This is a genomic window from Sphingobium cloacae (genome assembly GCF_002355855.1).
Lineage (GTDB): Bacteria > Pseudomonadota > Alphaproteobacteria > Sphingomonadales > Sphingomonadaceae > Sphingobium > Sphingobium cloacae.
On record NZ_AP017655.1, the window covers coordinates 590,129 to 615,231 of the forward strand.

The following is a 25,103-nucleotide window of genomic DNA, read 5'->3' on the forward strand; positions in this document are numbered from 1 at the left end:
GGCTTCAGCCCTCCGCCTTCTGTTGCCGCCGCCAGTGCCGGTCCAGCCGCCATATGCCCAGCATCATGACGATCTGCGAGAACACCACGCCCGCGATGGAAAAGACCGGCGCGACCGTCAGCGTCAGCGCCGTGACCGCGACGATGCCGACGACGCAGCTCCGCATGCTCTGCGCGGCGAGCGGACGGAACGCCTTGCGCGCCTGCGTCAGCACGCTCATCGGCGTCTGGATGCACTGGACGAGCGAAAGCAGCGCGCACAGGATCACCGCCGTGGCGACGAGCCTGTGGTCCAGCGTCGGTTTCAGGATCAGTCCCGGAAAAGCATAAAGCACGATGGCCGCCAGCACGCATGTCGCCAGCCACAGCATGACCAGCGCGCCCATGAAGATGCGCTCCGACTGGATCGCCGCCCGCCCGTCGCCGCGCGCCACGGCGCGGGTCATGCGCGGGCGCTCCAACTGGGTGAGGGCGGTGATGCAGACATTGACGGGACGGAAAAACAGCATCCCCACCGCGATCGGCGCGAAGGCGGCAGGCCCGGCCAGCAGCGTCACGGCATAGCTGTGCGCATTGGACGTGGCTTCGGTCGACAGCACGCCCAGCAGCGTCCAGGCCGACTGTTCCTTCCAGACGGCGCGATAGCGGCGCAGGGCGCGGACGGGCCGCATGGCGACATGGCGGCGCAGATAGGCGGTGCCGAAGCACAGCATCCCCACCAGTCCCGCCAGCGCGATGATCGCCCCGATCCCGGCCAGGTCGGCCCCCGTGCGCGATGCGACGAGCAGGCCGATCAGGATCGTCGCGGCATAGGCGAAGTCGGACTTCGCCGCTCGCATCGGCGCATGATGGGCATAGGCGTTGGACCGCCCGAACCAGCGCACCAGCGACAGCGTTCCCGCTATCCCGAACACCAGCGCGGCGGCGGGGGACGCCATCACCCAGGCGATGGCCGCGCAGGTCAGGCCCTGGCTCAGGCACAGCAGCAGGTTGACCGGGAAGAAGAAGTCGTGCGCGCCCGCCGCGATCTCCTCCTCCTGGTTGACGGCGATGGTATAGGGCGTGGACACCAGCGCGTTGGACAGGCTGTAGCCGAACTGGATGATGACCAGCAGGAAGGCCAGCACGCCGATGCCGCTGGCGCCCAGATGATGAATCGAGAAAAGCTGGACCAGCAGATGACTGACCGACACGACCGCCGACGACAGGCTGGCAAGGCCGAAGCGCCCGAATATGCCGCCGATCTTCTGGATGCGTCCGCTCGTCACGGCTTGCGCCTCAGCCATGGCGATGCTTCCAGATCAGCCAGAGCGCATGGGGATTGGTGGTGAGGTAGCGCCACGCAAGCTGTTTGGGCCGCGTCGCCATGCGGTGCAGCCATTCGAGGCCGGCATTCTGCATCCACATCGGCGCGCGCGGATAATCGCCGGTCACATAGTTGAACAGGCCGCCGCAGGTGACGATCCACCCGGCCTTGATCCGGTCCCGGTTGCGGACGCAGAACGCCTGCTCGCGCGGCTTGCCCGTGCCGACCCACAGGACGTCGGGCGCGGCGGCGTTGATCGCCTCGATCACCGCATCCTCCTCCTGCGGAGTCCAGAAGCCGTTGCGGCGGCCCGCGATCCGGATGCCCGGCGCGATCTCCTCGATCCGGCGCGCGCACTCGGCATTCACCCGCTCGTCGCCGCCCAGCAGATAATAGCTGACGCCGGCCGCCGCCGCGTCCTTCAGGCTGTCGATGAACATGTCCGTCGTGCCGGAACGGTCGGCGATGACCGGCCCGCCCAGCCAGCGCGAGGCCGCGACGACGATCTGCCCGTCCGCGTGGATCAGGTCCGCCTGCGCGAGGTCGGCGCGAAAGGCCGGGTCGCTCGCGTTCATGGACAGGCCCTGTCCGTTGCAATCGAACGCGAGAAACGCCCTTTCGCCCAGCGAGCGGCGCAATGGCGCGTCCTCCAGCATCCGCCGGATCAGCGCCTGAAGCGAGAGCGTCGACACCGGCACGCCCCCGACACGGGCGATGCCGCCATGGTCGCTGCTGCCGGGCCGCGCCGGTTGCGGGCGGGGGAGGGCCTGTTCCGCGCTCATGCAATCACCGTCCCGGCGATGGGCACCTTGTGCCGGTCCAGATCGTCGATCACGCGGCGCATGTCGGTGATCGCCGTCCCGCCGCGCCGCACGACCAGCGTGACCGCATCGAACCCTGCGAGGATCGACCCGAAGGGCGTCTGGTCGCCGCGCCGCTCGGCAAGGTAGAACAGCATCCCCATCTCGCCCAGGCCCCAGCCGTCCGCCGTCTCCGCCAGCGGCCCGCGCGTCAGCAGCCCCTTGGCGCTGCCCGAAGGCCGTCCCGCCGTCATCAGCCACAGCCCGTCGAGGGCCGTCTGCGCGGCGGGCAGCAGCGTGGCGCTGCCCATCAGCTGCTCCGCCAGCCCCGCCTTGTTGGCGATGCGGAACAGCCGGTCGAGCGAGGGATGGCCCATGTCGACATCGACCGCCATGGTCGGCCCGTCCATCTGCGCCATCACCACCGCCAGGTTGGCGGCGAGGATCGCGGCTTCGTCGCCCGTCTCGATCGACAGGATCGCCATGCGCGGCGCGGTGGAATCATTGCCGCTCGCGGTGGCGCGCATCTTGGCGCGGATCGCCCTGATCTTCGCCGCATAGGGGTCGGCGGGGTCGAAGGCGGTGACGACCAGCGGATCGATCCGTTCGTCTCCGGTCCGCAGCAGCGGGAAACCGCCGCCCATCGCGTCCAGCAGGCCCACCATGTCCGCGTCGAACAGGCCCAGGTCGACCGCCGCCTCCGCGAAGCTCAGGTCCGACGCGCGGGCATGGGCGTCGGCCCGCGCCGCCTCCGCTTCGCTGAGCAGGCCGTGCTGCACCGCCAGCCGCGCCGGGTCCTGCCCTTCGCGGGCGCGGGGCTTGAGCCCCGCCGAAGTGCCCGCTGCCAGACCGGGATGAACATTGGCCGTGGAACGCAGTCTCATGCCGCCTCCTGCTGCTTGTGGAACCAGAGCGTGCGCGCCTGGACCGGGTTCAGTTCGGTGATGACGTCCACGTCGGTCGCCCGCGCCACGCCGGAGGCGGAGCGCACGCGCGGCGTCACGATTTCGCCCAGGATCACGAAGGCGACCCCGCCGACCAGCCCCAGCGCGATGCCGCCCACCAGCCACAGCAGGATATTGGGCTTGGCCGGGAGCAGGGGCACGCTCGCCTCGTCCAGCAGGCTGGCGTTGGGCTGCGAGATCTGGCTCTTGAGTTCCGCCTCGTTGAAGCGCTGGCGCACCGTGTCGTAGGTCTGCCGCGCCGCGTCCACGTCGCGCTGGAGCACCATCAGCTGGTCCTGCACGTCGGACATGCGGATCATGCGGTCCTCCTGCGCCGACATGCTGGACTTGAGCGTGCCTTCGCGCCGTCCCGCCGCCACGCTGTTGGCGTTGACCGCCGCCGACTGGCTGCCCCGCGCCGCCCCGAGCTTCGCCTGCAATTCGTGGAGCTGGGCGTTCGCCGCCACCATCGAGGGGTGGTTGGGGCCCAGCGTCTTGGCCAGTTCCGACACGCGGCCCGATTGCGTCGCGACCTGTTCCTGAAGGCTCTGGACGATGATCGACCCTTCGATATCGGACACCGATCCCGCGCCGGTCTTGGACCGGGCGGCGGCGGCCTCCGCCTGCGCCTGGGTCAGCTGATAGCTCATGTTCTTGAGCTTCTCGGCCTCCAGGTCCATGCGGTTGATGCCGATGATGTCGTGCGCCCGCTGGAAGTCGGACAGCCGCTTCTGCGCCGCTTCATAGCGGCGGCGCACGTCGGCGGTCTGCTCGTTGAACCATTTGGCCGACCCGCGCGCGGGGGACGCCCGCAACTCCACCTGCTCGCGCATGTAGATTTTCGACGTCAGGTTCGCGACCTTCGCCGCGACTTGCGGATCGGGATCGAGATACTGGATCTGCATCACGTTGCTCTGCCGCCCCGTCGTGATGACGAGGCCCGCGCGAACCCGCGATGCCGCGGCCTGCAACCGCTGCTCGGCGGGCAGGTCGGCGGGCATCGCATCGACGAAGCCCGCCTCCTTCGCGACGGCGTTGATGACCTTCGCGCTGCGGATGATGTCGGTCTGCGTCCCGATGATGCTTTCGGTGTCGACGCGCACCTGGTTGTTGCCGTCCTCGGTCGGGTCGGTCTGCGACAGGTCCAGCATCAGCGAGGATGTCGCCATATATTGCCGGGGTTGCAGGAACGCCGCGATGGCGATCAGCAGGAACAGGATGCCGCCGACCATCGCGGCGGAGCGCCAGCGGGCCTTGAGCGCGCTCAGCAGGTCGATGGGATTGAGGATCATAGCCCGTCCACTCCTTTCAGCATGGCGCGCATTTCTTCGGTGCGGTCGGGCGCGGCGGCGCCGTGCGCGGGCCGCTTCGCCATCAGCAGCAGGAATTGCGGCGCGAGCGTATCCTCGAACATCCACGATTCCCCGCCCGACGTGGCCGCCAGCGCCGGAGCCAGCCGGGCCAGCGCATCGGCCGCTTCGCCGTGCAGCCGGTCCGAAGGCCCGAACAGTTCGGCCCCCGCCTGCACCAGCCGTTCCTGCGATACCGCATAGACCTGCGCGGCCACCACGGCCGCCAGCGCGATCATGCGGCGGTTATGCGGCGCGTCGCGCAGCGCGCGGGCGAGATGGCCGTGCGTCACCGCGCTCACCTCCCGCCAGTCCTCCAGCGCGGAGGCGAGGCCCGCCTCCACATCGGCGGGCGTGATGCGCGTGCGCCCCGCCGCTTCGGGGATCAAGGCCGCCTGCATGCCGAACAGCCGCGCATGATAGGGCGACCCCATCGCCGCATTGGCCAGCATGTCCAGCGCCTCCAGGTCGATGGAAAGGCTCGCCCGTTCCGCGCAGCCCAGCAGCAGCCGCGCCAGTTCGGGCGTCGGAATGGGGCTGACCCGCTGGGGCGAGATATGCCGCCGCAGCGACGGATGCGCCGCGATCAGCCCGTCGATGTCGCTCGCGATCCCCACCAGCACCAACTGTACCGGCGAATGGAGATCGGTCAGCAGCTTCATCAGCGCCGCCACGTCCTGCCGCGCCGCGTCGGAATGAACCCGGTCATATTCGTCGATGATGAGGATGGAGCGTTGCCGCACATCCTCCACCAGCAGGCTGGCCAGGCGCGGCACGTCGAACGGGCCGCTCATCAGCGCCTTCGCCTTTTCCCGGCCCGCCGCGCTCATCGGCAACTCGGCCAGGAAGGGGCGGAACAGCGTCTCGAAATCCGTCTCGCCATTGGCCGATCCATACAGCGCGACGCAGCCCGCCTCGTCCGCCAGGTCGCCGAACACGCGGGCGAGCGAGGTCTTGCCCGATCCGCGCGTGCCGAAGATGACGGCGTGCTTGCGCTGGACGACGATGGATTCGACCAGCTTCTCCAGTTCCAGGTTGCGCCCGGTCAGGCCGTGGCGGTCCGACACCGGCATCGCCGTGTTGAAGGCGGCATAGATGGAATCCCGGCGCAGGCTGATGGGCTTGAGCGGTTGCGCCATCGCGCCCATGGAAAGGGGGCGCGGTCCGTCCGTTTCCGGCTCCTTCCCGGACGATCGGCCCAAACCGGGCGGCGCGACGGTCTCCAGCAGCAGCGGCGCGGCGTCGATCGGCGGCGAAGCGGGAATGGTCCGCTCGCCGCGCCTGTCTACGCCCGCCAGCTTGCGCGGCAAGGCTCGCAACCAGTCGAGCGCGCCGCCTTCGGCGCGCCGCTGTTGCGCGAAATCATGGTCGATGGCCGTCAAAACAGCTTCTCCCTGATGATGAGGACGTCTTCGGGCTTCACCGGATCGTCGAGATTGGCCTCGACTTCCTGGCCCTCGCGCTTGACCTTGATGCGCCTGGTCGAACCGGCCAGCGTCGGCCCGCCCGCCAGCGCCAGCGCCTGCCGGAACGTCTGCCCCGGCGCATAGGCGAAAGCGCCCGGCTGCTGCACCTGTCCATAGACATAGACCTTCTCGGCGGGCGGCACGAACAGGATGTCGCCCGGCTGCAACGCCCGGCCCGCGCCCGCGCCCATGTCCGCCAGAGAGATGCGCACCGGCCCGCTGCCGTCCGCCGGGGTCAGGATCACCGCGTTCGCGCCCGCCGTGGTCGATCCGCCGGCCTTGGCCAGCATCGACGCGACCGTATAGTTGCGGTCCAGCGGGTAATTGCCCGCCTGCGGCACATTGCCCAGCACCGTGACGAAGCGGCTCACATATTGGCTGACCTCCACGCTGACCGACGGATTGTTGAGATAGCCGCCGCTGGCATAGGCCGACGCGATGGCCTGCCCCAGTTCGGATGTGGTCTTGCCCTGTGCGGAGACCGGCCCGATCAGGGCCAGCGTCAGCGAACCGTCCGCCTTGATCCGGCTGGTGGTGGAAAGGTCGGGCTGGCCGAAGATCGAGATCTTGACCTCGTCGTCCGCGCCCAGCCGGTATCCCGGATTGGCCGTTGCGGAGGGTGCCGCCCCCGCAGGGACGGCCGCCGCGGCCGCGGGGGCAGGCGCGGGCGCGGCGGCTCCGGTCTGGGCCGCCAGCGTGACCGGCGTCGCCGCCGTCAGCAGGATGGACAAGGACCGGAGGAGTTTTCCTGTTCTCACAGCTATCGCTCCCATGTGCATGTCTAGAATCGGAGAAGGGCGGACAGGGTCACCTGTGTGCCGCTGTAATTTGACGCGCTCGTGTCGGTGCGTCGCCGGTAATGCTGCGCGTCGAGCGTCAAATCGGCCCGGTCGGTGAGCTTGCGCTTCACCGCCGCGCCGAAACGGCGGTTCCTGTCGGCGCTGATGTTGAAGGGGCGCAGCGCGGCGTCCTGCCGGAACTTGCGCCGTTCCCAATCGGCGTAAAGGCCGATGGAGGTCAGTTCGCTCAGCGCATAATAGCCTTCGACCCGGTAATTGGACCGGATCGCGAAGCCGCTGGCGATCAGGCTGTCGTTCACGATGTTGCGTTCGGTGGACACGGACAGTTTCAGGCGGGGGATGAAGGCGCTGGTCAGCTTCACGTCCCATCCCAGGCCGTCATAGCCGCCCACGACGCTCGAATCGCTCTTCACGTCCAGCCAGGCGACCTGCGCGTCGATCTGCGTCAGCGGCGACACCGACCGCTGGAACCGCAGCGCATAGGCGTTGATGCGGTTGGTGATGCCCAGATTGTCGCGGTCGCTGGACGTATGTTCGTAATAGGCGGTGATCGTGCCCAGGCTCGGCTTGCTATAACCCACGCCCGCATAGAAGCTGTCGCTCGTCTGGTCGGCATAGTCGAACCGGTCGGCATTGCGCGTCATCGCATGTTCGTATCCCGCGACGGGGAACAGGCCCGGCCGCGCGCAGGAAAGATCGGCGCCCAGCGTCGTGAAACGCTGGAGATTCTCGGTATTCTGGTTGATGTCGCCATAATCGGCGCGCTGCTGGCGATATTGGGCGCGCGGCGTCAGCACGCAGGTCGCGCCGAAGCGGATATTCGCCAGCGCCTCGCCGTCCAGCCTCAGCTTGCTTCGTTCCTGGTGCGACAGGAACCAGTCATATCCCGCCTTGGCGCGCAGCAGCACGTCATGGCGGCCGACGGGATGGGCATAGGTCAGTTGCAGCGAAGGCGTGACGATGATGTCGTCGCTGGGTTTCTCCGCCCGGTCGTCGACCCGGAACACATTGTCGTCATAGAGGAGGTCGAGGCCGGTTTCGATCTGAAGGCCCAGTTTCTCCGGCTTGGTCGTGCTCCTGTCATTCCCTTGCGCGCTGGCGGGAAAAGGCGCCGCGGACAGCAGCACGGCGCTGCCCAGCGCGGCCGCCATGGCGGTCCGTTGTATGCCGTTCTTGTTTATTGCGGGCGCACAATGGCGCTCCTGCAAATGCAGGCGATTGGCTGTTCTCAAATGCTATGACCCTTATTGCATTGCAGCAACGAAGGGGCATGCTAATCCGATTTCAGGGAAAATACATAGGGTCGGCTGCGGCTGGTCGCGCCAAAGCAACGGTTCGTTTCATGCGCGACTCAAGCCCCGCGAACCGGGGCTTTTCCGTTCATCTGGCAGCAAGGAAAGGCAGGGGCGGCGCGGCGGCCTCCCGCCCGGTCTCAACCCCGGAACAGGAAATAGGAAATGGCCGCCAGGGCACCCGCGAAAGCCAGGATTCCCGCCCATCGCGACAGGATCTGGATCGACTGCTCCGCCCTGTCGGCCAGGCCCGGCACAGCGATCGCGCTGCCCATCGGCCGATAGCCGAAACACGAATCCTTCGATGACTCGTCCGCTATTTTGATCCGAACCGCTTCGTCGCTCACCATCTGATCCTCACGCCGGTGTCCCGACGCAGGCTTATCGGCTCTCTTGGTTCACAAATGGTTGATCGATCGGAAAACAGCCCCTCGCTTCATCGCAAAACGGGGCGGGAGGAAACCTCCCGCCTCCCGTCAATAAGCGTTGCGGTGGATCAGCACATTGGCCGTGCCGATCAGGATGGCGATGTCCCGCGTCAGGCTCCAGCCATGCAGATATTCAAGGTCCGCTTCCACCCGGTTCAGGATGTCCCGCCGCGTTTCCGTCGCGCCCCGGAACCCCCGCACCTGCGCGAGTCCCGTGATGCCGGGCTTCAAGGCGTGACGGTGCCAATATTGCCGGTCCACCTGCCAGAAAAGCTGCTGCTCCGCCGTGGAGCCGAGCGCATGGGGACGCGGCCCGACGAGGCTCATTTCCCCCAGAAGAACATTGATGAGCTGCGGCAGTTCATCGATGCTGGTCTTGCGGATGAAGCGTCCGACCCGCGTGATGCGGTCGTCGTCCCGCTGCGTGGAGGCCGCGCCCGCCGCGTCGCACTGCTCCACCTTCATGCTGCGGAACTTCAGGATGTGGAACAGGCGGTTGCCCCGGCCGATCCGCTCCTGCCGGAAGAAGACCGGCCCCGGCGAATCGAGCTTGATGGCGATCGCGACGACGATCATCAGCGGCATGAGCGCGATCAGCACCGGCACGGTGAGCGCGATGTCCAGCAGGCGCTTCTTCGCCCGGTTGGCAAGGTTCAGCGGCCCCCGCGCCACCACCAGAGTGGCGACGCCCCGGCAGTTCTGCACCGCCAGCGGAGCCATGGGCGCCAGTTCGGGCACGACGATCTCGCCCAATATATTGGCGCCCTTCAGCATCTGGGCCCAGTCGGCCTTGCGGTCGGCGGGGCAGGAGATCACCACCCGGTCGAAATCCCGCAGCACCATCCCCAGCCGGTGCAGCATATAGGGATCGTCCAGATCCGCCTTCAATCCGATGGCCGGCGCGTCCAGGATCACCATGCCCCGCACGTCTTCGGGGATGAAGCCCTCGTCGATGATGAGGAGCTGCGCGAAAAGGTCGTGCCCGAAATGCCGCTGCACCGCCCGCGTGATGAGCAGGCGCTGGACCATCAGCAGGCTGCCGCTGCACAGCAGGCCCGTCGCGATTCCGAGGCGCGAAAGCTCCGATGTCGCCTTCAGGGAGAAGAGAACGAGCAGGAAAATCAACAAGGTGCCTGCCAGTGCCAGTGCTGCGCTGCGACAAGATGCCGTCGCCTTGGTCAGGCAGCGCGGGTTGTAGGCTTGGTTGTGGAAGGCCACGAAGCCGTAGACGATCATGCCGCCAAACAAAGGCTGCCATAGCTCGGCCGAAAGTACGGGGATCGCGGCGGTTCCCATGCCGATCGCGAAACCGGCGCCCAGCGCGGCCATGTCGGCAAGCAACATGAGCAGGCACAGCCACAGCCGGGTATTCTGACGGGCGGTGGCGGCGGCAGGCTGGCGGCCGGGGACTCCCTCGATCGCCAGATCGATCTTAGACATCTGCAACCCTTTTCTACGTCAGGACATCGATTCACTGTCAGCCGCGTGAAGCGTGACTGACAGGCCATCGGGACATTCCCCTCCGGCGATCCACATCTTTTGACTTATGTTGCAAAGCAGCAGGACATAAATGCGGTGTCCTGACAATCGACTGTGGGACATGCGGACGCGCTTTTCCGACGATCCGTTGAAGGGGGAGACATGGGCATCGCGCCCCTGTTTGGCGGGGCGATGGCGCGAAGGCCGAACTCTGCCCTTTTGTTTCCGTGCCTTAAGGCTGGGATCAGCCCAGGAACATCCAGCCGATCAGCATCAGCACGGCGACCAGCGCCGCAGGCCCGGCCCATCGTGAAAACAGGGAGATATATCCGTCCAGCCTCTCCATCGCGAAAAGCCGCCTGTCCTGACCTTCGTCGGCCGCGGACATGATGCGGTCGTGCTGAGGCCGGGAGCGAGTTGCCGGGGCATCGGGATTTTCATCAAAGGGAGGAGGGAAAAGTTCGACCATCTTTCATCCTGACTACCCGATGATGCGTAGTAGGCGAGAATAACCCGTGTCGAAGAAAAACGAAACCATGTCTGTCCTTTATGCACATGAAATTGTTCGGAAGGTGCAATAAAGCTGCACTCATTTCCCGTTCAGGGCGGTTCCGACGGCCAGCATGAAGGGCAAGGGGCTTGCCAGAAAATGCTCCGTCCCGGAGGAAAAGGCCCAGCCGATCGTCCTCTTCAGCCCGAAGCCGGTCAGTCCGGGGCGCAGGACTCCATCATGATGGTAGCTTTCGGGCATGACGGTGATCCCCAGCTTTGCCGCCACCATCTGCATGACGCGTTCGTCATTGGTGGAGCGCAAGGCGAAGTGAGGGCGGACACCGCGTTCGGTGAAATGACGGCTGATTTCGGACAGCGCTTCGCAATGGCGGCGGACGATCATGATGTCCTGAGCGAGTTCCTCGGCGGCGATCTCCCGCTGGTCCGCCAGCGGGTGACTCGCGGGAATCGCGACGGCATAACCTTCGGTCGCGACGGGCTTTTCGGCGAAGCGGTCGCCGCCTCGTCCGACCAGCGACAAGGCGATGTCGATCCGGCCCTTCGCGAGATGCCCGGTCAGTTCCCTTTCGCTGCCATAGACCAGTTCGAACCGCCAATCCCTTTGCGGCGGGGCGGAGGCGAGGGCGGACGCGATCAGCGCGCCCGATATGCTGTTGAGCACGCCGAGGCGCAGGGGTGGCAGATCGGCGGCCTCTCCCATGGCCTGGAGCGCCAGGTTGAACTCCCGTTCGATACGCCGGGCGTGGGGGAGGAAGCGGGCGCCCGCGTCGGTCAGTTCGACGCGTTGGTTCGAGCGGATGAAGAGTGGGAAGCCCAGCGTCCGCTCCAGCTTGGCGATGCCGATGGAGAGCGTGGGTTGCGACACATGGCAATGGGCGGCGGCGCGGGAGAAGTTTCCCTGATCTATCACGGCGAGGAAATAGCGGACGAGATGGCGATCTAACACGGTTTTGAATCCGGTGGCGCAAGAGGTGAGGTGTATAGATAACATCAATGCAGTATTTGTTGGAATTTCAATTTTCCTATGAGGCGCGAGGGCGTTACACTTCTGGACAAGGAGAGTTGCCATGACGGATTTCGACTTTGCGCTGGGTGAGACGGCGGACATGATCCGGGAGAGCGCGGCGCGCTTCGCGGCGGACAGGATCGCGCCGCTGGCGGCGGAGATCGACGCGAAGGACTGGTTTCCGCGCGACCTGTGGCCGGAGATGGGGGCGCTGGGGCTGCACGGGATTACCGTCGAGGAGGAATGGGGCGGGCTGGGCCTTGGCTATCTGGAGCATGTGGTCGCGCAGGAGGAAGTGGCGCGGGCTTCGGCTTCGATCGGGCTTTCCTATGGGGCGCATTCCAATCTTTGCGTCAACCAGCTTCGGCGCTGGGGGAATGAGGCGCAGAAGGCGAAATATCTGCCGAAGCTGATTTCGGGCGAGCATGTCGGCAGCCTCGCCATGTCGGAAGCGGGCGCGGGGTCGGATGTGGTGTCGATGAAGCTGCGGGCGGAGAAGCGGGGCGACCGCTATGTGCTGAACGGCACGAAATTCTGGATCACCAACGCGGCGGAGGCCGATACGCTGGTCGTCTATGCCAGGACCGGCGAGGGATCGAAGGGCATCACCACCTTCATCATCGAGAAGGGGTATAAGGGCTTTTCCATCGGGCAGAAGATCGACAAGATGGGGATGCGCGGCAGTCCCACCGGCGAACTGGTGTTCGACGATTGCGAGGTGCCGGAGGCGAATGTCATGGGGCCGCTCAATGGCGGCGTCGGCGTGCTGATGTCGGGCCTCGATTATGAGCGGACGGTGCTGGCGGGGATTCAGTTGGGCATCATGCAGGCATGCCTCGACACGGTGCTGCCCTATGTGCGGGAGCGCAGGCAGTTCGGCCAGCCCATCGGCGCGTTCCAGTTGATGCAGGCGAAGGTCGCGGACATGTATGTCGCGCTCAACAGCGCGCGGGCCTATGTCTATGCGGTGGCGCGGGCTTGCGACGCGGGCCGGACGACGCGCTTCGACGCGGCGGGCGCGATCCTGCTGGCGAGCGAGAATGCGATGAAGGTCGCGCTGGAGGCGGTGCAGGCGCTGGGCGGGGCGGGCTATACGAAGGACTGGCCGGTCGAACGCTATATGCGCGACGCCAAATTGCTGGACATCGGCGCGGGGACGAATGAAATTCGCCGCATGTTGATCGGCCGGGAACTGATCGGGGCATGAGCGCGCCGATCCTCGATACGAAATTGTCGCTCGATACCGACGATTTCCGCGCCAATGCCGCGCATAATGCGGCTCTGGCGGAGGAGTTGCGGACGAAAGTCGCTGTGGCCGCGCAGGGCGGATCGGCCAGGGCGCGGGACAAGCATGTGGCGCGGGGCAAGCTGCTGCCGCGCGAGCGGGTGGAGCGGCTGCTGGATGCGGGATCGCCTTTTCTGGAGATCGGGCAACTCACCGCGAACGGCCTTTATCATGACGAGGTGCCGGGCGCGGGCCTGATCGCCGGGATCGGGCGGGTGTCGGGGCGTCAGGCGATGATCGTCTGCAACGATGCGACGGTGAAGGGCGGGACTTATTATCCGCTGACCGTCAAGAAGCATTTGCGGGCGCAGGAGATCGCGCTGGAGAACCGGCTGCCCTGCATCTATCTGGTCGACAGCGGTGGGGCGAACCTGCCCAATCAGGCGGAGGTGTTTCCCGACAAGGAGCATTTCGGCCGCATCTTCTTCAATCAGGCGAACATGTCGGCGCAGGGCATCCCGCAGATCGCCTGCGTCATGGGAAGCTGCACGGCGGGCGGCGCTTATGTGCCGGCCATGTCGGACGAGACGGTGATCGTGCGGCATCAGGGGACGATCTTCCTTGCCGGGCCGCCGCTGGTGCAGGCGGCGACGGGGGAGGTCATCAGCGCGGAGGATCTGGGCGGCGGCGACCTGCATGGGCGCAAGTCGGGCGTGGTCGATCATGTCGCGGAGAATGACGGCCATGCGCTGAGCATCGTGCGGGACATCGTTTCGACCTTGCAGCCGGAGCGGAAGGCGGCAGTGAACCTGCGGGAGGCGCGGCCGCCGAAGTTCGCGGCCGAGGAGCTTTACGGGATCATCCCCGACGATGTGCGCGCGCCCTATGACGTGCGGGAGGTGATCGCGCGGATCGTGGACGGCAGCGAGTTTCATGAGTTCAAGGCGCTTTACGGATCGACGCTGGTGTGCGGCTTCGCGCATATCTGGGGGATGCCGGTGGCGATCCTCGCCAATAACGGCGTGCTGTTCAGCGAAAGCGCGGTCAAGGGCGCGCATTTCATCGAGCTGGCCTGCCAGCGGCGCATTCCCTTGCTGTTCCTCCAGAATATCTCCGGCTTCATGGTCGGTGGGAAATATGAGGCGGAAGGCATTGCAAAACATGGCGCAAAGCTGGTGACGGCGGTCGCGACGGCGCAGGTGCCCAAGATCACGCTGCTGATCGGAGGGAGCTTTGGCGCGGGCAATTATGGGATGTGCGGGCGGGCCTATGCGCCGCGCTTCCTCTTCACATGGCCCAATGCGCGGATTTCCGTGATGGGCGGGGAGCAGGCGGCATCCGTGCTGGCGACGGTGCATCGGGACGCGGCGGCATGGAGCGCGGAGGAGGCGGAGGCTTTCAAGGCGCCGATCCGCAGGAAATATGAAGATGAGGGCAATCCCTATTATGCGACCGCCCGGCTGTGGGACGATGGCGTGATCGACCCGGCGCAGACGCGGGATGTCTTAGGGCTGGCCTTTGCCGCGACGCTGAATGCGCCGATTGCCGAGCGCGCGCAGTTCGGCCTGTTCAGGATGTGATGGCGATGATGCGTTCCCTTCTTGTCGCTAACCGGGGCGAGATCGCCTGCCGGATCATCCGCACGGCGCGGCGTCTGGGTATTGTGACCGTGGCGGTCTATTCGGACGCCGATGCCGATGCCCTGCATGTGCGGGAGGCGGATGAGGCCGTGCATATCGGGCCTTCCGCGGCGCGGGAATCCTATCTGCTGGGGGATCGGATCATTGCCGCCGCTCTGGAGACGGGGGCGGAGGCGATCCATCCGGGCTATGGCTTTTTGTCCGAGAATGCGGCGTTCGCGCAGGCGGTGATGGATGCCGGGTTGATCTGGGTCGGTCCCGATCCGGCGAGCATCACGGCCATGGGATTGAAGGATGCGGCCAAGGCGCTGATGAGCGAAGCGGGCGTGCCGGTGACGCCCGGCTATCTGGGCGAGGACCAGAGCGAGGCGCGATTGGCGGCGGAGGCGGACGCCATCGGCTATCCGGTGCTCATCAAGGCGGTCGCGGGCGGCGGCGGCAAGGGGATGCGGAAGGTCGATGGGCCACAGGACTTTGCCGAGGCGCTGCTTTCGTGCCGGAGGGAGGCGGCGTCCTCTTTCGGCAACGATCAGGTGCTGCTGGAGAAATGGGTGACGAACCCGCGCCATATCGAGGTGCAGGTGTTCGGCGACCGGCATGGGAATGTGGTGCATCTGTTCGAGCGGGATTGCTCGCTCCAGCGGCGGCACCAGAAGGTGATCGAGGAAGCGCCCGCGCCGGGCATGGACGAGGCGACGCGGCAGGCGATCTGCGAGGCGGCGGTGCGGGCGGCGAAGGCCGTGGACTATGTCGGGGCCGGGACGATCGAGTTCATCGCGGACGGGTCGGAAGGGCTGCGCGCGGACCGCATCTGGTTCATGGAGATGAACACGCGGCTTCAGGTCGAGCATCCGGTGACCGAGGCGATCACCGGGCAGGACCTGGTGGAATGGCAGTTGAGGGTGGCTTCGGACGAGCCTTTGCCGGTGGCGCAGGCGGAATTGGCGATCCATGGCTGGGCGATGGAGGCGCGGCTCTATGCGGAGGACCCGGCGAAGGGCTTCCTGCCGTCGATCGGGGCGTTGGAGGTGTTCGAACTGGGCGAAGGGTGCCGGGTCGATACGGGCGTGGAGGAGGGCGCGGAGATTTCGCCCTTCTACGATCCGATGATCGCCAAGGTGATCGCGCATGGGAGCGATCGGGAGAGCGCGCGGCGGCGGTTGGCGGCCTGTCTGGATGACAGCGCGATCTGGCCGCTGCGGACCAATGCGGGCTTTCTGGTGAAGGCGCTGGAGCATCCGGCGTTCGTCGCGGCGGAGATCGACACGGGACTGATCGGGCGCGAGGGCGAGGCGTTGATGCCGCCGGAGCGGCCTTCCGAGGAAGCGCTGGCGGATGCGGCGGCGGCTGTGGCTGGCGGCGGCGGATTGAGCGGGTTCCGGCTGAACGCGCCGGTTCGCGGCGAGGCTGTTTTTCTGCTGGATGGCGAGCCGTTGACGGTTTCCTTCGATCCGCGCGATGCGGGTGAGGGGCAGGAGGCGGTGCTGATCGCGGAGGGCGGGCAGGTCTGGCGTCTGTCGTCCTGGCGCGTCGATGGCGTGGCGAGCGGGGGCGCTTCGGATGGGCAGGTGCTTTCGCCCATGCCGGGGCGGATCATCTCGGTTGCCGTGGCGCGGGGCGAGCATGTCGCCAAGGGGCAGAGGCTGCTGACGCTGGAGGCCATGAAGATGGAGCATGGCCTCGTCGCGCCCTTCGACGGCGTGGTGGCGGAGTTCAACGCGGCGGAAGGCGCTCAGGTGAGCGAGGGCGCTCTGCTGGTCCGGATCGACAAGGGAGAGGAATGATGGCGGGGCGTGCCTTCGATCAGTGGCAGGTCGGCGACCGGGTCGAGCATGAGATTCGGCGCACGGTGACGGAGACGGACAATCTGCTCTTCACCACCATGACGCATAATCCGCAGCCGCTTCATCTGGACGCGGAGGCGGCGAAGGCGTCGGAGTTCGGGCAGATACTGGTCAACGGCACCTTCACCTTCGCCTTGATGGTCGGGCTGTCGGTGGGCGATACGACGCTGGGGACGCTGATCGCCAATCTGGGTTATGACAAGCTGGTGATGCCAAGGCCCGTGTTCATCGGCGACACGCTGCGCGCCGAGACGGAAGTGACCGCGCTCAAGCCCAGCCGGTCGCGGCCCGGCGCGGGCGTCGTGACCTTCACCCATCGCCTGTTCAACCAGCGGGACGAGTTGGTGTGCGAATGCCTGCGCATGGCGCTGATGCGGGGCGGCGCGGATTGACGGCGTTGGATCAATATTTGACGCGGACGCTGGCGAAGAAGGTGCGGCCCGGTTCGGGGTAGCCGTCCGTCAGCCCATAAAAATCGTCGAACAGGTTACGCCCGCCGATGCCCAGGTCGATATTGTCCGTCAGCCCATAGTCGATCCGCAGGCTGGCGTTCGCGTAAGAGCCTGTCCGGTAATAACGCACGGGACTACTGGCGGGGGTGGCGGTGAACAGCGTCCAGCGCTTCGACGCCAGATCGACGCTGGGGACGATATGCAGCCGCTCCACGGGCGACCAGTCGAGCCAGACGAAGCCCTTGTGCGTCGGCACGCCGGTCAACTCGAACGCGCCCTGCCCGGCATAATGCAGCTTCCGCCTGGTCAGCGTATAGTTGAAGCCCGCGTCCAGCCCCGGCATCAGCGTCGCGGACAGGGAGATTTCCCCGCCATAATAATGGCCTTTGCCCACATTCTGGCTCTGGCTCATGTAACGCTGGGCGCAGCCGGGGGTGGGGACGGCGGGCGGCGCGGTCGAGGCCGTGCAGGGATAGGCGAGGATCGGCACCGACGGGATGATCGCCCTGTCGATCCAGCTATGGAAGAGCGCGCCTTCCAGCCTGAGCGGGCCGCTCAGCCATGTGCCGCCGATTTCCGCGTTGGTCGCGCGTTCCGCTTTCAGGTCGGGGTTGGGAATGGCCTGATTGAAGCGCTGGCTGAACCGTTCGAAGATGGTGGGGAAGCGCGCCCGCGACGACAGGCTGGCGTGCAGGGCCAGCGCCTCGCTGGCCTGCCAGTCCAGCCGGCCTTGCAGGTTCCATGTGTCGGCGTCCCGGCGGGGATAGTTGTAGAGCGTGGCGGGCGTGCCCGACGTGCCGAGCGGCGAGCCATATTCCTCCGCCCGCTTGAGATCGCGCCAGTCGAAGCTTCCGCCCAGCGTGAAGGTGACATCCGGCGTCAGCTTCAGCTCATTTTCCAGCGCGATGGAAAAGACGTTTTCCGTCTGGGTCTGTTTCGGTTCGGTGCTGGGGACGCCGGCAGCGGAAAAGCTGGTCTGTGCCTCCACATGCTTGTCGTGGCGGTAATGGAAGGCGATGCGCAGCGTGTCGGCGTCCGACGCCCGGAAATCGAGCTGCGCCGAGCCGCCCCACGCCCTGTCCCAATAGGGGCTGTCGAAGGCATAGCCGCGGGTCTGCTTCGTCAGCGTGCGGTCGTCAAAGGAACGCAGCGCCGAATCGAACTGATTATAATAGGCGCGCGTCTTGAGCGTCGCGCGGTCGCCCAGCGCCGTCGTAGACAGGAAATAGACGCTGTCGATGTCCCATTTCGGCCATGTCCAATAGCGGGGCGTCGATACCGTGTCGCTGACGTGAAGGGGGGCCTCCTTCGCGCCGGCCTGCCGCGTGTAGCTGATCGCATATTCGTCGGTGTCGTTCGGCGTGAAGCCGACCTTCAGGTTCATGCGCCAGTCGCGGGTGCGGGAAAAGTCGCGCGCGCCGCCGTCCTCCAATGCAGGAACGGTCGCGCGGAAATCATTGGGCAAGTCCCAATGGTCGGTGAAACTGCGCGCATAGCTGGTCTGCGCATACCAGCGGTCCTGTTTCGTGCCCACCATGGCGGAGGTCGAATAGCCCGCATAATCGACGTCATTGTCGAGGTTGATCGTGCCGCGCACGTCGATGTCGAGTGTCTTCGCCGGCTTGCGCGTGACGAGGTTGATCGCGCCGCCCATGGCTCCGGGGCCGTCGAGGACGGAGGCATAGCCCTTGGCCACCTGAACTTCCGCGATGTCGGTCGTCAGGAAGCGGCCATAGTCGAGGCGGTTGTCGGCGGGCAGGTACACGCGGATGCCGTCGATCGATAGCGGCACCTGAAAGCGGTCGAAGCCGCGCACGAAGACGAGGCGTTCGTTGCGCGTTCCGCCGCTGTTGCCCGCCGCCACGCCGGGCATCAGATTGACCGCATCGTCCAGCGAGGCGCGGTTGAAGGTGTAGATCGCATTCGATGACAATGTGTTGGCGTCGATGCCCGCGCCGCCCGGACGGGGCGCGGTCACGATGATCTGACCCAGGGAGAAGCGCTCCGACGATGGGTCGGTGGCAGGCGCTCCGTCCGTCTGGGCCTGGGCCACCGGGACCAGGGACATGCCCGCCAGCAAGGCAGCGGCAAACAAGTAACGCATAATCCCCCTTTTTCGATCGTGCGACTCACTATATTCATTCATATATAGTTATGTCGCAGCCACGGGGCCATGGCGGCATGATGGGTTTGTTGCGATCCGCCGAGGCGATCAGGCTTTCGGCGTTGCTTCGGGGCCGGAGAAAACAGGCTTTTGCGGGTGATGCAGGAAAGCTTTCCGGCTGATCGGCTTTGCGATGCCGGGCCGGGTATGCGGGCTTAGATTATGAAGCGTGCGGAGGAAGGGGCGCATCCCTCAGCAGGCTCCTGAGATGGTCGAAATTCTTGCCTGCCGTGGCTGAAATAGCGGCTTTTTCGACGGTGCGGTAATCGGCCAGGATTTTCCGGCCTGCTTCCGTGAGCCGTGCTCCGCGTTCCTTTCCGCCGCCCGCGACGGTCTCGACCAGCCGCTCGCGCCAGCAACGGTTCATCGCATCGACCAGAAGCCAGGTCCGGCGATAGCTCATGCCCATGGAGCGGCCCGCGGCGGAAATCGAGCCATGGGCGTCGATGGCTTCCAGCAGATCGGCCTTTCCCGGACCCATCGCGATTTCGTCGCCGCAGAAAATCTGGATCTTGAGCTTGAGGACGTCGGCGCGCATGGCGTGTCCTTATCATCCTTTCATGGTTTGCGTTAAGCGCTACATGGGATCTGGCGCGGCTGGCATGATCGTGACATCGTGGAGGGCACCGGCTATCTGCGCGATGACGCCTGTCGCGCTGCGATGGGAGCGGGCGTATCCCGGCCAGGGAGAAGGGTTTTTCGTGTCACGCAATCTCCAATTCTATATCGGGGGCGAGTGGGTCCATCCCGCCGTTCCCCGGACGATGGACGTCATCGACCCTTCGACCGAGGAGGCCTTTGCCCGGATTTCCATGGGCAGCGGGGAAGATGTCGATCGGGCGGTCGCGGCGGCGCGGGCGGCCTTCCCCGCCTTTTCGCGGACATCGCGGGAAGAGCGGATGGCTCTCCTCCGCCGCATCCTGGAAATCTATCGATCGCGTCAGGATGAACTGGGCGAAGTGATGAGCCGCGAAATGGGCGCGCCGCTCGGCTTCGCGAAGGAAATGCAGGCGGGAACGGGCATCTGGCAACTGGAAGCCGTCATCCGGGCTTTCGAAAGGTTCGCGTTCGAAAAGCCGCTCGGCGCTTCGCTGATCGTCAAGGAGCCGATCGGCCTGGTCGCGATGATCACGCCATGGAACTGGCCGCTCAACCAGATCATGAACAAGGTCGCTCCCGCCATCGCGACGGGATGCACCATGATCCTGAAGCCCAGCGAAGTGGCGCCGCTCAACGCGATCGTCTTTGCGGAGATTCTCCATGACGCGGGCGTTCCGGCGGGCGTGTTCAACCTGGTCAACGGCGACGGGCCGGAAGTGGGGACAGCCTTGGCGCGGCATCCCGGTGTCGACATGATCTCCATCACCGGCTCCACGCGGGCGGGCGTGTCGGTGGCGAAGAACGCCGCCGACACGGTCAAGCGCGTGGCGCAGGAACTGGGCGGCAAGTCCGCCAACATCATCCTGCGCGACGCCGATCTGGAAGCGGCGGTGAAGCGGGGCGTGGCGGGATGCTTCGGCAATAGCGGCCAGTCCTGCAATGCCCCGACCCGCATGTTCGTGCCTGCCGAGCGGCTGGATGAAGCGATCGCCCATGCGAAAGCGGCGGCGGCGGCATATCGCACCGGCCCGGCGTCCGACCCGGATTCCGTCCTGGGTCCGGTCGTCAGCAAGCCGCAGTTCAACAAGATCCAGAAGCTGATCGAGACGGGCATCGCGGAAGGGGCCGACCTGATCGCGGGCGGCGCCGGGCGGGTCGAGGGCCATGAGCGAGGCTATTTCGTCAAGCCCACGATCTTCGCCCATGTGGCCCATGGATCGACCCTGTCCCGCGAGGAGATATTCGGGCCGGTTCTCGCCATATTGACATATGAGACCGAACAGGAGGCCATCGATAAGGCCAATGACACGATTTACGGTCTGGCCGCCTATGTGCAGTCGGGCGATCTGGCGCGGGCGCGCGAAGTCGCCCGGCAGTTGCGCGCGGGCAATGTCTGCATCAACGAATCCGATTGGGACTGCGACGTGCCCTTCGGCGGCTACAAGCAGTCGGGCAACGGCCGGGAAGCCGGTGAATGGGGCCTGGAGGACTTTCTCGAAGTGAAGGCCATATTGGGATATGAAGGCCAGGGCTGACGCGCGATCCATGCGTCGGAATCTGGCTCGTCAGCCCTGATCGTCCTCATCGTCGATCAGGATGCGCATGCCCGCGCCTTCCGTGTCGTCGAATTGCCCGGACCGCAGCGCCCAGAAAAAAGCGCCAAGTCCGACCAGCCCCATGAAGAGGGCGATGGGGATGAGGAGCGACAGTCCGGTCATTTGGCGGCCCTCCGCAGGCGCAGCGCATTGGCGATCACGATCAGCGAGGATGTGGACATGGCGATGGCGGCGACCAGCGGCGTCACCCTGCCCGCGATAGCCAGCGGCACGGCCAGCACATTATAGCAGATCGCGAGCGCGAAATTCTGCTTCACGACGGTGACGGTCCGCCGCGCCGCCCGCACCGCGACGGCGACCGGGGCAAGGCGGTCGCCCAGAAACACCGCGTCGGCCGTCAACTGGCTCGCGTCGCTGGCGGAGGCGGGGGCCATGCTGGCATGACCGGCGGCGAGCGCGGGGCCGTCGTTCAGGCCGTCGCCCACCATCAATATGCGTTCGCCCTTGCCCTTGAGGCGGTCGATCAGCGCGAGCTTGTCGGCGGGGCGGAGCGCCCCGATCGCGGTCGTGCCGGTCCGCCGGGCGATGTCCTCCAGCGCTTCGGGCCGGTCGCCGCTGGCGATCAGGGTCTTGAGGCCCATGTCGCGCAGGGATTTGAGGGTTTCGGGCGCATCGGGGCGGAGCGCGTCCGTGAAATGCAGCAACAGGCTGTGCCCGCCCCGCCGATATTCCGTCGCGAGGCCGAACAGGTTGATGAGGCTGCGCGGCCTGCCCAGCGATACGGTTTCGCCATCGAGGTCGCCGGACATCCCCTCGCCCGCGACTTCGCGCAGATGGTCGAGCGGGGCGGGGGCGACGCCTTCCGCTTCCAGCGCCATGCGCAGCGCGATGCTGAGCGGATGGCGGCTGGCCTGCGCGAGGCTGAGGATGACGGAGCGATCCTCATCGGCGAGGCGGGAGAGGTTGGTGGGCACCGGGCGGCCCAGCGTCAGCGTCCCGGTCTTGTCGAACACGGCTTCGCTCACCTCCGCCAGACGTTCGAGTGCGGACCCGTCCTTCACCAGCACGCCGCGCCGCATCAGCGCGCCGCAGGCGACGATCTGCGCCGCCGGCACTGCCAGCCCCAGCGCGCAGGGGCAGGTGATGAGGAGCACCGCCACTGCGATCAGCAGCGCGTGGTGGACGCCTGCCCCCGCGATCATCCATCCGGCAAAGGACAGCGCCGCCAGCAGATGCACGCAGGGCGCGTAATAGCGCGCGGCACGGTCGGCGAGGCGGACATAGCGGGACTTGCCCTGACCCGCTTCCTCCATCAGGCGGGCGATGTCCGCGATGATGGTGTCCGGCCCGGCGGCGGTCACGTCCACGGCGAGGGGCGCTTCGAGGTTCAGCGCGCCCGCCTGCACCATGTCGCCCCGGCGGACGCGCACGGGGGCGCTCTCGCCGGTCAGGAAGGCGATGTCGAGGCCGCTTTCCCCTTCGACGATGCGGCCGTCCGCCGCCAGACGTTCGCCTGCGGCCACCAGCATCCGCATGCCGGGACGCAGGGCGGTGGAAGCGATCCAGCGGCTTTGGCTGCCCGCGTCCAGCACCAGCGCGCCGGGCGCGGTCTGCTTGAGCAGGGCGGCGACGCCCGCCCGCGCCCGCCCGCGCATCATGCTGTCGAGGCAGCGTCCCGCGAGCAGGAAGAACAGCAGCATGACCGCGCCGTCGAACCAGGCGTGGGGCCCGTTGGTCGCGGTCTCATACAGGCTCATGGCGGTGGTCAGCAGGACGCCGATGCTGATCGGCACGTCCATGTTGGTGCGCCCGTGGCGCAGCGCGGCCCAGGCGGATCGGTAAAAAGGCTGGCCCGCATAAGCCACGGTCGGCAGGGCGATCAGCGCGGAGAGCCAATGGAACATCTCCCGCGTCGCGCCGTCCGCGCCGGACCAGACCGACACCGACAGGAGCATGATGTTCATCGCCGCGAAACCGGCGACGGCCAGAGCCCGCACCAATGCCCTGCTTTCCGCCGCCGCGACATCGACGCCGGGATCGGCGAGCGGTTCCGCCTCGAAGCCCAGCGATGCGATCGCGGCCTTGATCTGCGGCGGCGTCATGGCGGGGTCGTGGCGGATGGCGATCCGCCTGGCCGCCATGTTCACCCGGGCGGACTGGATGCCGGGGTTTCGGGGAAGGCCGTTCTCGATCTTGGAAATGCAGCCCGCGCAATGGATGCCCGGCACGGCGAACAGGCTTTCGCGCAAGTCGTCGAGCGGTTGCGCCTCGGCGATGTCGATGGGGTGCGTGGCCATCAGTCGATCTCCCGCAGTAGATGCCGTTGCGCGCCCGCATGGCGGATGTCGAACCGGATCTGCCAGCGTCCGGAGGGAAGGGTCTGTTCGCTGAGGTAGAGGCCTTCAGCGCCGTGGAAGGTCAGGGCAATGTCGGGGGCACGGCCCAGCGGATGCTGCGCTAGGGCTTCTATGCGCGATCCAGTGAGCGGTTCGTCGGCGGCACCGGTCAGGGCGATGCGGATGTGGCGCTCCTTCGTCAGCGCGATATCGTCTTTCCATCCCAGCCTGTCTTGCGCCCGCGCCTGTTCCAGCCAGCCGTTGAATTTCTGGCTGGCGACATAGCTGTTGTCCACGACGGTGCCGCCGAAGGACCGGATCGCCATCGTCGCCATCAGCATGTTGACCGCGATCACCACGCCGAAGAAGGCGATGAGGATGGCGGCCATGTGCCAGCCGGTGAAGCGTCGGGGAGGGGAGGAACGGTCGCGCATCGTTCAGGGCCTTTCGAAACGGGCGGGTTCGCGGTCGGCTCCGCCTTCCTTGTCGAGTGCGCGGACCGCGAAATGGAAGTCCTGCCGCGCGTCGCCGCTCCCCGGCAGGGCCACGAAAACGCGCAGCTTGGCGACGCTGTCGGCGGGGACCGTGGTGGAAAGGGTGGGGGCCGCCTGCTCGCGGGCGGTGGCGTCCGTCCAGAGTTGCGCGCCCGGCAATCCCTCGACGCCGACTTCCATCGGGCGGGGCCGCGCCTCCATATTGCGGATCTTCACCGTATAGGCGTTGCGGATCGTGCCGTCCGACAGGCGCACGAAAATGGGATTGCGGTCCTGCTGCGCGCTGATGTCGACGCGGGTGCGCGCGCCCAGGGCGAACAGCATGGCGACGCCTATGCCCGACCAGACCATGAAATAGGCGATCGTCCGGGGGCGCAGCAGGGTGCGCAGGACGGGGCGGGGGGCGGCCCCTTTCTGCTCGGCCTCCGCATCTTCCTCGGTGCAATAGTCGATCAGGCCGCGGGGACGGTCGACCTGCTCCATCACCTTGTCGCAGGCATCGATGCAGAGCGCGCAGGTGATGCAGCCGACCTGCGATCCTTCGCGGATGTCGATGCCGGTGGGGCATACGGCGACGCACTGGTTGCAGTCGATGCAGTCGCCATATTCGCCGGGATGCGCCTCCGCTTTCTTGAGGCTGCCGCGCTTTTCGCCGCGCCAGTGCTTATAGGTGACGATCAGCGATCTTTCGTCCAGCATCGCCGCCTGGATGCGCGGCCATGGGCACATATAGATGCACACCTGTTCGCGCATGAAGCCGCCCAGCACGAAGGTCGTCGCGGTCAGCACCGCCACGGTGATGTAGGCGGCGGGCGCGGCCGTGCCGGTCCAGAACTGCTGCTGGAGCGTCGGGGCGTCGGCATAATAGAAAATCCATGCGCCGCCGGTCAGGAAGGCGATCAGCAGCCAGACCGACCATTTGGCTAGTCGCCGGGCCAGTTTGCCCAGGCTCCACGGCGCCTTGGCGAGACGGATCTGCGCATTGCGGTCGCCATCCATGAAGCGTTCGACATGCTGGAAGAGGTCGGTCCACACCGTCTGCGGGCAGGCATAGCCGCACCATGCGCGCCCGACCGCCGAAGTGACGAGGAACAGCCCGATCCCCGCCATGATGAGGAGGCCCGCCACATAATAGAATTCATGCGGCCAGATTTCGATGTCGAACATGTAGAAGCGGCGGTTGGCGAGGTCGACCAGCACCGCCTGATCGGGCGCATAGGGGCCGCGATCCCAGCGAATCCAGGGCGTACCCCAATAGATTGCCAGCGTCACCGCCATGATCGCCCATTTGAGGCGGCGGAAGAATCCGTCCACCGCCTTGGGATAGACGCCCTTGCGCTTTTCGTAGAGCGAGGCCGATCCCCCGGGCGTCAGCATGATGCTGTCCTCCTGTCCCCGTCCGGGATGGAT

22 protein-coding genes are annotated in these 25,103 nt (G+C 66.3%); 5 read left to right on the forward strand and 17 right to left on the reverse strand.

Annotated features, from left to right (window positions below; all coding sequences use genetic code 11):
* Nucleotides 1-4: 4 nt before the first annotated feature.
* The 11 genes from SCLO_RS03025 to SCLO_RS03075 form a co-directional block, all read right to left on the reverse strand.
* Nucleotides 5-1,285 (reverse strand): polysaccharide biosynthesis protein, encoded by a 1,281-nt coding sequence (locus SCLO_RS03025; RefSeq protein WP_066518626.1) that lies wholly within the window; start codon nucleotides 1,283-1,285, stop codon nucleotides 5-7.
* On the reverse strand, nucleotides 1,278-2,087 hold the full coding sequence (locus tag SCLO_RS03030; protein ID WP_066518625.1) for a WecB/TagA/CpsF family glycosyltransferase: 810 nt from the start codon (nucleotides 2,085-2,087) through the stop codon (nucleotides 1,278-1,280). Before SCLO_RS03030 ends, SCLO_RS03025 begins: the two co-directional genes overlap by 8 nt.
* Entirely contained in the window at nucleotides 2,084-2,989 is a 906-nt protein-coding gene (locus SCLO_RS03035) for a P-loop NTPase family protein (protein WP_066518624.1), read from the reverse strand. The genes SCLO_RS03030 and SCLO_RS03035 overlap by 4 nt, the downstream gene beginning before the upstream one ends.
* Nucleotides 2,986-4,341 carry a GNVR domain-containing protein gene (locus SCLO_RS03040; RefSeq protein ID WP_066518621.1) on the reverse strand — a complete coding sequence of 452 codons (1,356 nt, stop codon included), beginning with the start codon at nucleotides 4,339-4,341 and terminating at the stop codon, nucleotides 2,986-2,988. Before SCLO_RS03040 ends, SCLO_RS03035 begins: the two co-directional genes overlap by 4 nt.
* The gene (locus SCLO_RS03045; RefSeq protein WP_066518619.1) at nucleotides 4,338-5,780 is read right to left on the reverse strand and encodes an nSTAND1 domain-containing NTPase; all 1,443 of its coding nucleotides are present in this window, start codon (nucleotides 5,778-5,780) and stop codon (nucleotides 4,338-4,340) included. The genes SCLO_RS03040 and SCLO_RS03045 overlap by 4 nt, the downstream gene beginning before the upstream one ends.
* Nucleotides 5,777-6,622 (reverse strand): polysaccharide biosynthesis/export family protein, encoded by an 846-nt coding sequence (locus SCLO_RS03050; RefSeq protein ID WP_066518618.1) that lies wholly within the window; start codon nucleotides 6,620-6,622, stop codon nucleotides 5,777-5,779. The genes SCLO_RS03045 and SCLO_RS03050 overlap by 4 nt, the downstream gene beginning before the upstream one ends.
* Nucleotides 6,623-6,645: 23 nt before the next feature.
* Nucleotides 6,646-7,815, reverse strand: coding sequence for a hypothetical protein (locus SCLO_RS03055; protein WP_096362081.1), 1,170 nt, complete (start codon nucleotides 7,813-7,815; stop codon nucleotides 6,646-6,648).
* A gap of 281 nt (nucleotides 7,816-8,096) precedes the next feature.
* Nucleotides 8,097-8,303: a hypothetical protein gene (locus SCLO_RS23145; protein WP_231923332.1), complete on the reverse strand. Its 207-nt coding sequence runs from the start codon at nucleotides 8,301-8,303 to the stop codon at nucleotides 8,097-8,099.
* Between the two features lie 129 nt (nucleotides 8,304-8,432).
* Nucleotides 8,433-9,824, reverse strand: a complete 1,392-nt coding sequence (locus tag SCLO_RS03065) for a sugar transferase (RefSeq protein WP_066518616.1) — start codon at nucleotides 9,822-9,824, stop codon at nucleotides 8,433-8,435.
* Nucleotides 9,825-10,107: 283 nt separating this feature from the next.
* Nucleotides 10,108-10,332, reverse strand: a complete 225-nt coding sequence (locus tag SCLO_RS23760) for a hypothetical protein (protein WP_066518613.1) — start codon at nucleotides 10,330-10,332, stop codon at nucleotides 10,108-10,110.
* A gap of 120 nt (nucleotides 10,333-10,452) precedes the next feature.
* Nucleotides 10,453-11,322 carry a LysR family transcriptional regulator gene (locus SCLO_RS03075; protein WP_066518611.1) on the reverse strand — a complete coding sequence of 290 codons (870 nt, stop codon included), beginning with the start codon at nucleotides 11,320-11,322 and terminating at the stop codon, nucleotides 10,453-10,455.
* A gap of 121 nt (nucleotides 11,323-11,443) precedes the next feature.
* Here SCLO_RS03075 and SCLO_RS03080 point away from each other — a divergent pair, with 121 nt between their 5' ends.
* Genes SCLO_RS03080 through SCLO_RS03095 form a run of 4 tightly spaced genes read left to right on the forward strand, consistent with a single transcriptional unit; the run spans nucleotide 11,444 to nucleotide 16,483 of the window.
* Nucleotides 11,444-12,589 carry an isovaleryl-CoA dehydrogenase gene (locus tag SCLO_RS03080; RefSeq protein ID WP_066518608.1) on the forward strand — a complete coding sequence of 382 codons (1,146 nt, stop codon included), beginning with the start codon at nucleotides 11,444-11,446 and terminating at the stop codon, nucleotides 12,587-12,589.
* Nucleotides 12,586-14,187: a carboxyl transferase domain-containing protein gene (locus tag SCLO_RS03085; protein ID WP_066518606.1), complete on the forward strand. Its 1,602-nt coding sequence runs from the start codon at nucleotides 12,586-12,588 to the stop codon at nucleotides 14,185-14,187. Before SCLO_RS03080 ends, SCLO_RS03085 begins: the two co-directional genes overlap by 4 nt.
* 5 nt (nucleotides 14,188-14,192) lie before the next feature.
* Nucleotides 14,193-16,031, forward strand: coding sequence for an acetyl/propionyl/methylcrotonyl-CoA carboxylase subunit alpha (locus tag SCLO_RS03090; RefSeq protein WP_066518696.1), 1,839 nt, complete (start codon nucleotides 14,193-14,195; stop codon nucleotides 16,029-16,031).
* Nucleotides 16,031-16,483, forward strand: coding sequence for a MaoC family dehydratase (locus SCLO_RS03095; RefSeq protein ID WP_066518692.1), 453 nt, complete (start codon nucleotides 16,031-16,033; stop codon nucleotides 16,481-16,483). Before SCLO_RS03090 ends, SCLO_RS03095 begins: the two co-directional genes overlap by 1 nt.
* A gap of 10 nt (nucleotides 16,484-16,493) precedes the next feature.
* On the opposite strand, the gene SCLO_RS03100 is transcribed toward SCLO_RS03095, so the two are convergent.
* Together SCLO_RS03100 and SCLO_RS03105 are read right to left on the reverse strand one after the other, a co-directional pair.
* Nucleotides 16,494-18,647, reverse strand: a complete 2,154-nt coding sequence (locus SCLO_RS03100; protein WP_083949115.1) for a TonB-dependent receptor plug domain-containing protein — start codon at nucleotides 18,645-18,647, stop codon at nucleotides 16,494-16,496.
* A gap of 220 nt (nucleotides 18,648-18,867) precedes the next feature.
* The gene (locus SCLO_RS03105; protein WP_066518603.1) at nucleotides 18,868-19,245 is read right to left on the reverse strand and encodes a winged helix-turn-helix domain-containing protein; all 378 of its coding nucleotides are present in this window, start codon (nucleotides 19,243-19,245) and stop codon (nucleotides 18,868-18,870) included.
* A gap of 163 nt (nucleotides 19,246-19,408) precedes the next feature.
* Here SCLO_RS03105 and SCLO_RS03110 point away from each other — a divergent pair, with 163 nt between their 5' ends.
* Nucleotides 19,409-20,842 carry an aldehyde dehydrogenase family protein gene (locus tag SCLO_RS03110; RefSeq protein WP_066518690.1) on the forward strand — a complete coding sequence of 478 codons (1,434 nt, stop codon included), beginning with the start codon at nucleotides 19,409-19,411 and terminating at the stop codon, nucleotides 20,840-20,842.
* A 30-nt stretch (nucleotides 20,843-20,872) separates the two neighbouring features.
* On the opposite strand, the gene ccoS is transcribed toward SCLO_RS03110, so the two are convergent.
* The 4 genes from ccoS to ccoG are packed head-to-tail and all read right to left on the reverse strand — an operon-like array spanning nucleotide 20,873 to nucleotide 25,070.
* The gene (gene ccoS, locus SCLO_RS03115; protein WP_066518602.1) at nucleotides 20,873-21,025 is read right to left on the reverse strand and encodes a cbb3-type cytochrome oxidase assembly protein CcoS; all 153 of its coding nucleotides are present in this window, start codon (nucleotides 21,023-21,025) and stop codon (nucleotides 20,873-20,875) included.
* Nucleotides 21,022-23,160, reverse strand: a complete 2,139-nt coding sequence (locus tag SCLO_RS03120; protein ID WP_066518600.1) for a heavy metal translocating P-type ATPase — start codon at nucleotides 23,158-23,160, stop codon at nucleotides 21,022-21,024. The genes ccoS and SCLO_RS03120 overlap by 4 nt, the downstream gene beginning before the upstream one ends.
* Nucleotides 23,160-23,633, reverse strand: coding sequence for a FixH family protein (locus SCLO_RS03125; RefSeq protein ID WP_066518598.1), 474 nt, complete (start codon nucleotides 23,631-23,633; stop codon nucleotides 23,160-23,162). Before SCLO_RS03125 ends, SCLO_RS03120 begins: the two co-directional genes overlap by 1 nt.
* Nucleotides 23,634-23,636: 3 nt before the next feature.
* The gene (gene ccoG, locus SCLO_RS03130; protein WP_066518595.1) at nucleotides 23,637-25,070 is read right to left on the reverse strand and encodes a cytochrome c oxidase accessory protein CcoG; all 1,434 of its coding nucleotides are present in this window, start codon (nucleotides 25,068-25,070) and stop codon (nucleotides 23,637-23,639) included.
* Between the last annotated feature and the right edge of the window lie 33 nt (nucleotides 25,071-25,103).

Excerpts from the sequence above, each read along its gene's own strand:
- SCLO_RS23760 (WP_066518613.1), bottom strand. The coding sequence starts at position 10,332 with ATGGTCGAACTTTTCCCTCCTCCCTTTGATGAAAATCCCGATGCCCCG.
- ccoS (WP_066518602.1), bottom strand. The coding sequence starts at position 21,025 with ATGACCGGACTGTCGCTCCTCATCCCCATCGCCCTCTTCATGGGGCTG.
- SCLO_RS03080 (WP_066518608.1), top strand. The coding sequence starts at position 11,444 with ATGACGGATTTCGACTTTGCGCTGGGTGAGACGGCGGACATGATCCGG.
- SCLO_RS03085 (WP_066518606.1), top strand. The coding sequence starts at position 12,586 with ATGAGCGCGCCGATCCTCGATACGAAATTGTCGCTCGATACCGACGAT.
- SCLO_RS03090 (WP_066518696.1), top strand. The coding sequence starts at position 14,193 with ATGATGCGTTCCCTTCTTGTCGCTAACCGGGGCGAGATCGCCTGCCGG.
- SCLO_RS03065 (WP_066518616.1), bottom strand. The coding sequence starts at position 9,824 with ATGTCTAAGATCGATCTGGCGATCGAGGGAGTCCCCGGCCGCCAGCCT.
- SCLO_RS03035 (WP_066518624.1), bottom strand. The coding sequence starts at position 2,989 with ATGAGACTGCGTTCCACGGCCAATGTTCATCCCGGTCTGGCAGCGGGC.
- SCLO_RS03100 (WP_083949115.1), bottom strand. The coding sequence starts at position 18,647 with ATGCGTTACTTGTTTGCCGCTGCCTTGCTGGCGGGCATGTCCCTGGTC.
- ccoG (WP_066518595.1), bottom strand. The coding sequence starts at position 25,070 with ATGCTGACGCCCGGGGGATCGGCCTCGCTCTACGAAAAGCGCAAGGGC.
- SCLO_RS03055 (WP_096362081.1), bottom strand. The coding sequence starts at position 7,815 with ATGGCGGCCGCGCTGGGCAGCGCCGTGCTGCTGTCCGCGGCGCCTTTT.
- SCLO_RS03105 (WP_066518603.1), bottom strand. The coding sequence starts at position 19,245 with ATGCGCGCCGACGTCCTCAAGCTCAAGATCCAGATTTTCTGCGGCGAC.
- SCLO_RS03040 (WP_066518621.1), bottom strand. The coding sequence starts at position 4,341 with ATGATCCTCAATCCCATCGACCTGCTGAGCGCGCTCAAGGCCCGCTGG.
- SCLO_RS03095 (WP_066518692.1), top strand. The coding sequence starts at position 16,031 with ATGGCGGGGCGTGCCTTCGATCAGTGGCAGGTCGGCGACCGGGTCGAG.
- SCLO_RS03025 (WP_066518626.1), bottom strand. The coding sequence starts at position 1,285 with ATGGCTGAGGCGCAAGCCGTGACGAGCGGACGCATCCAGAAGATCGGC.
- SCLO_RS03030 (WP_066518625.1), bottom strand. The coding sequence starts at position 2,087 with ATGAGCGCGGAACAGGCCCTCCCCCGCCCGCAACCGGCGCGGCCCGGC.
- SCLO_RS03125 (WP_066518598.1), bottom strand. The coding sequence starts at position 23,633 with ATGCGCGACCGTTCCTCCCCTCCCCGACGCTTCACCGGCTGGCACATG.
- SCLO_RS03120 (WP_066518600.1), bottom strand. The coding sequence starts at position 23,160 with ATGGCCACGCACCCCATCGACATCGCCGAGGCGCAACCGCTCGACGAC.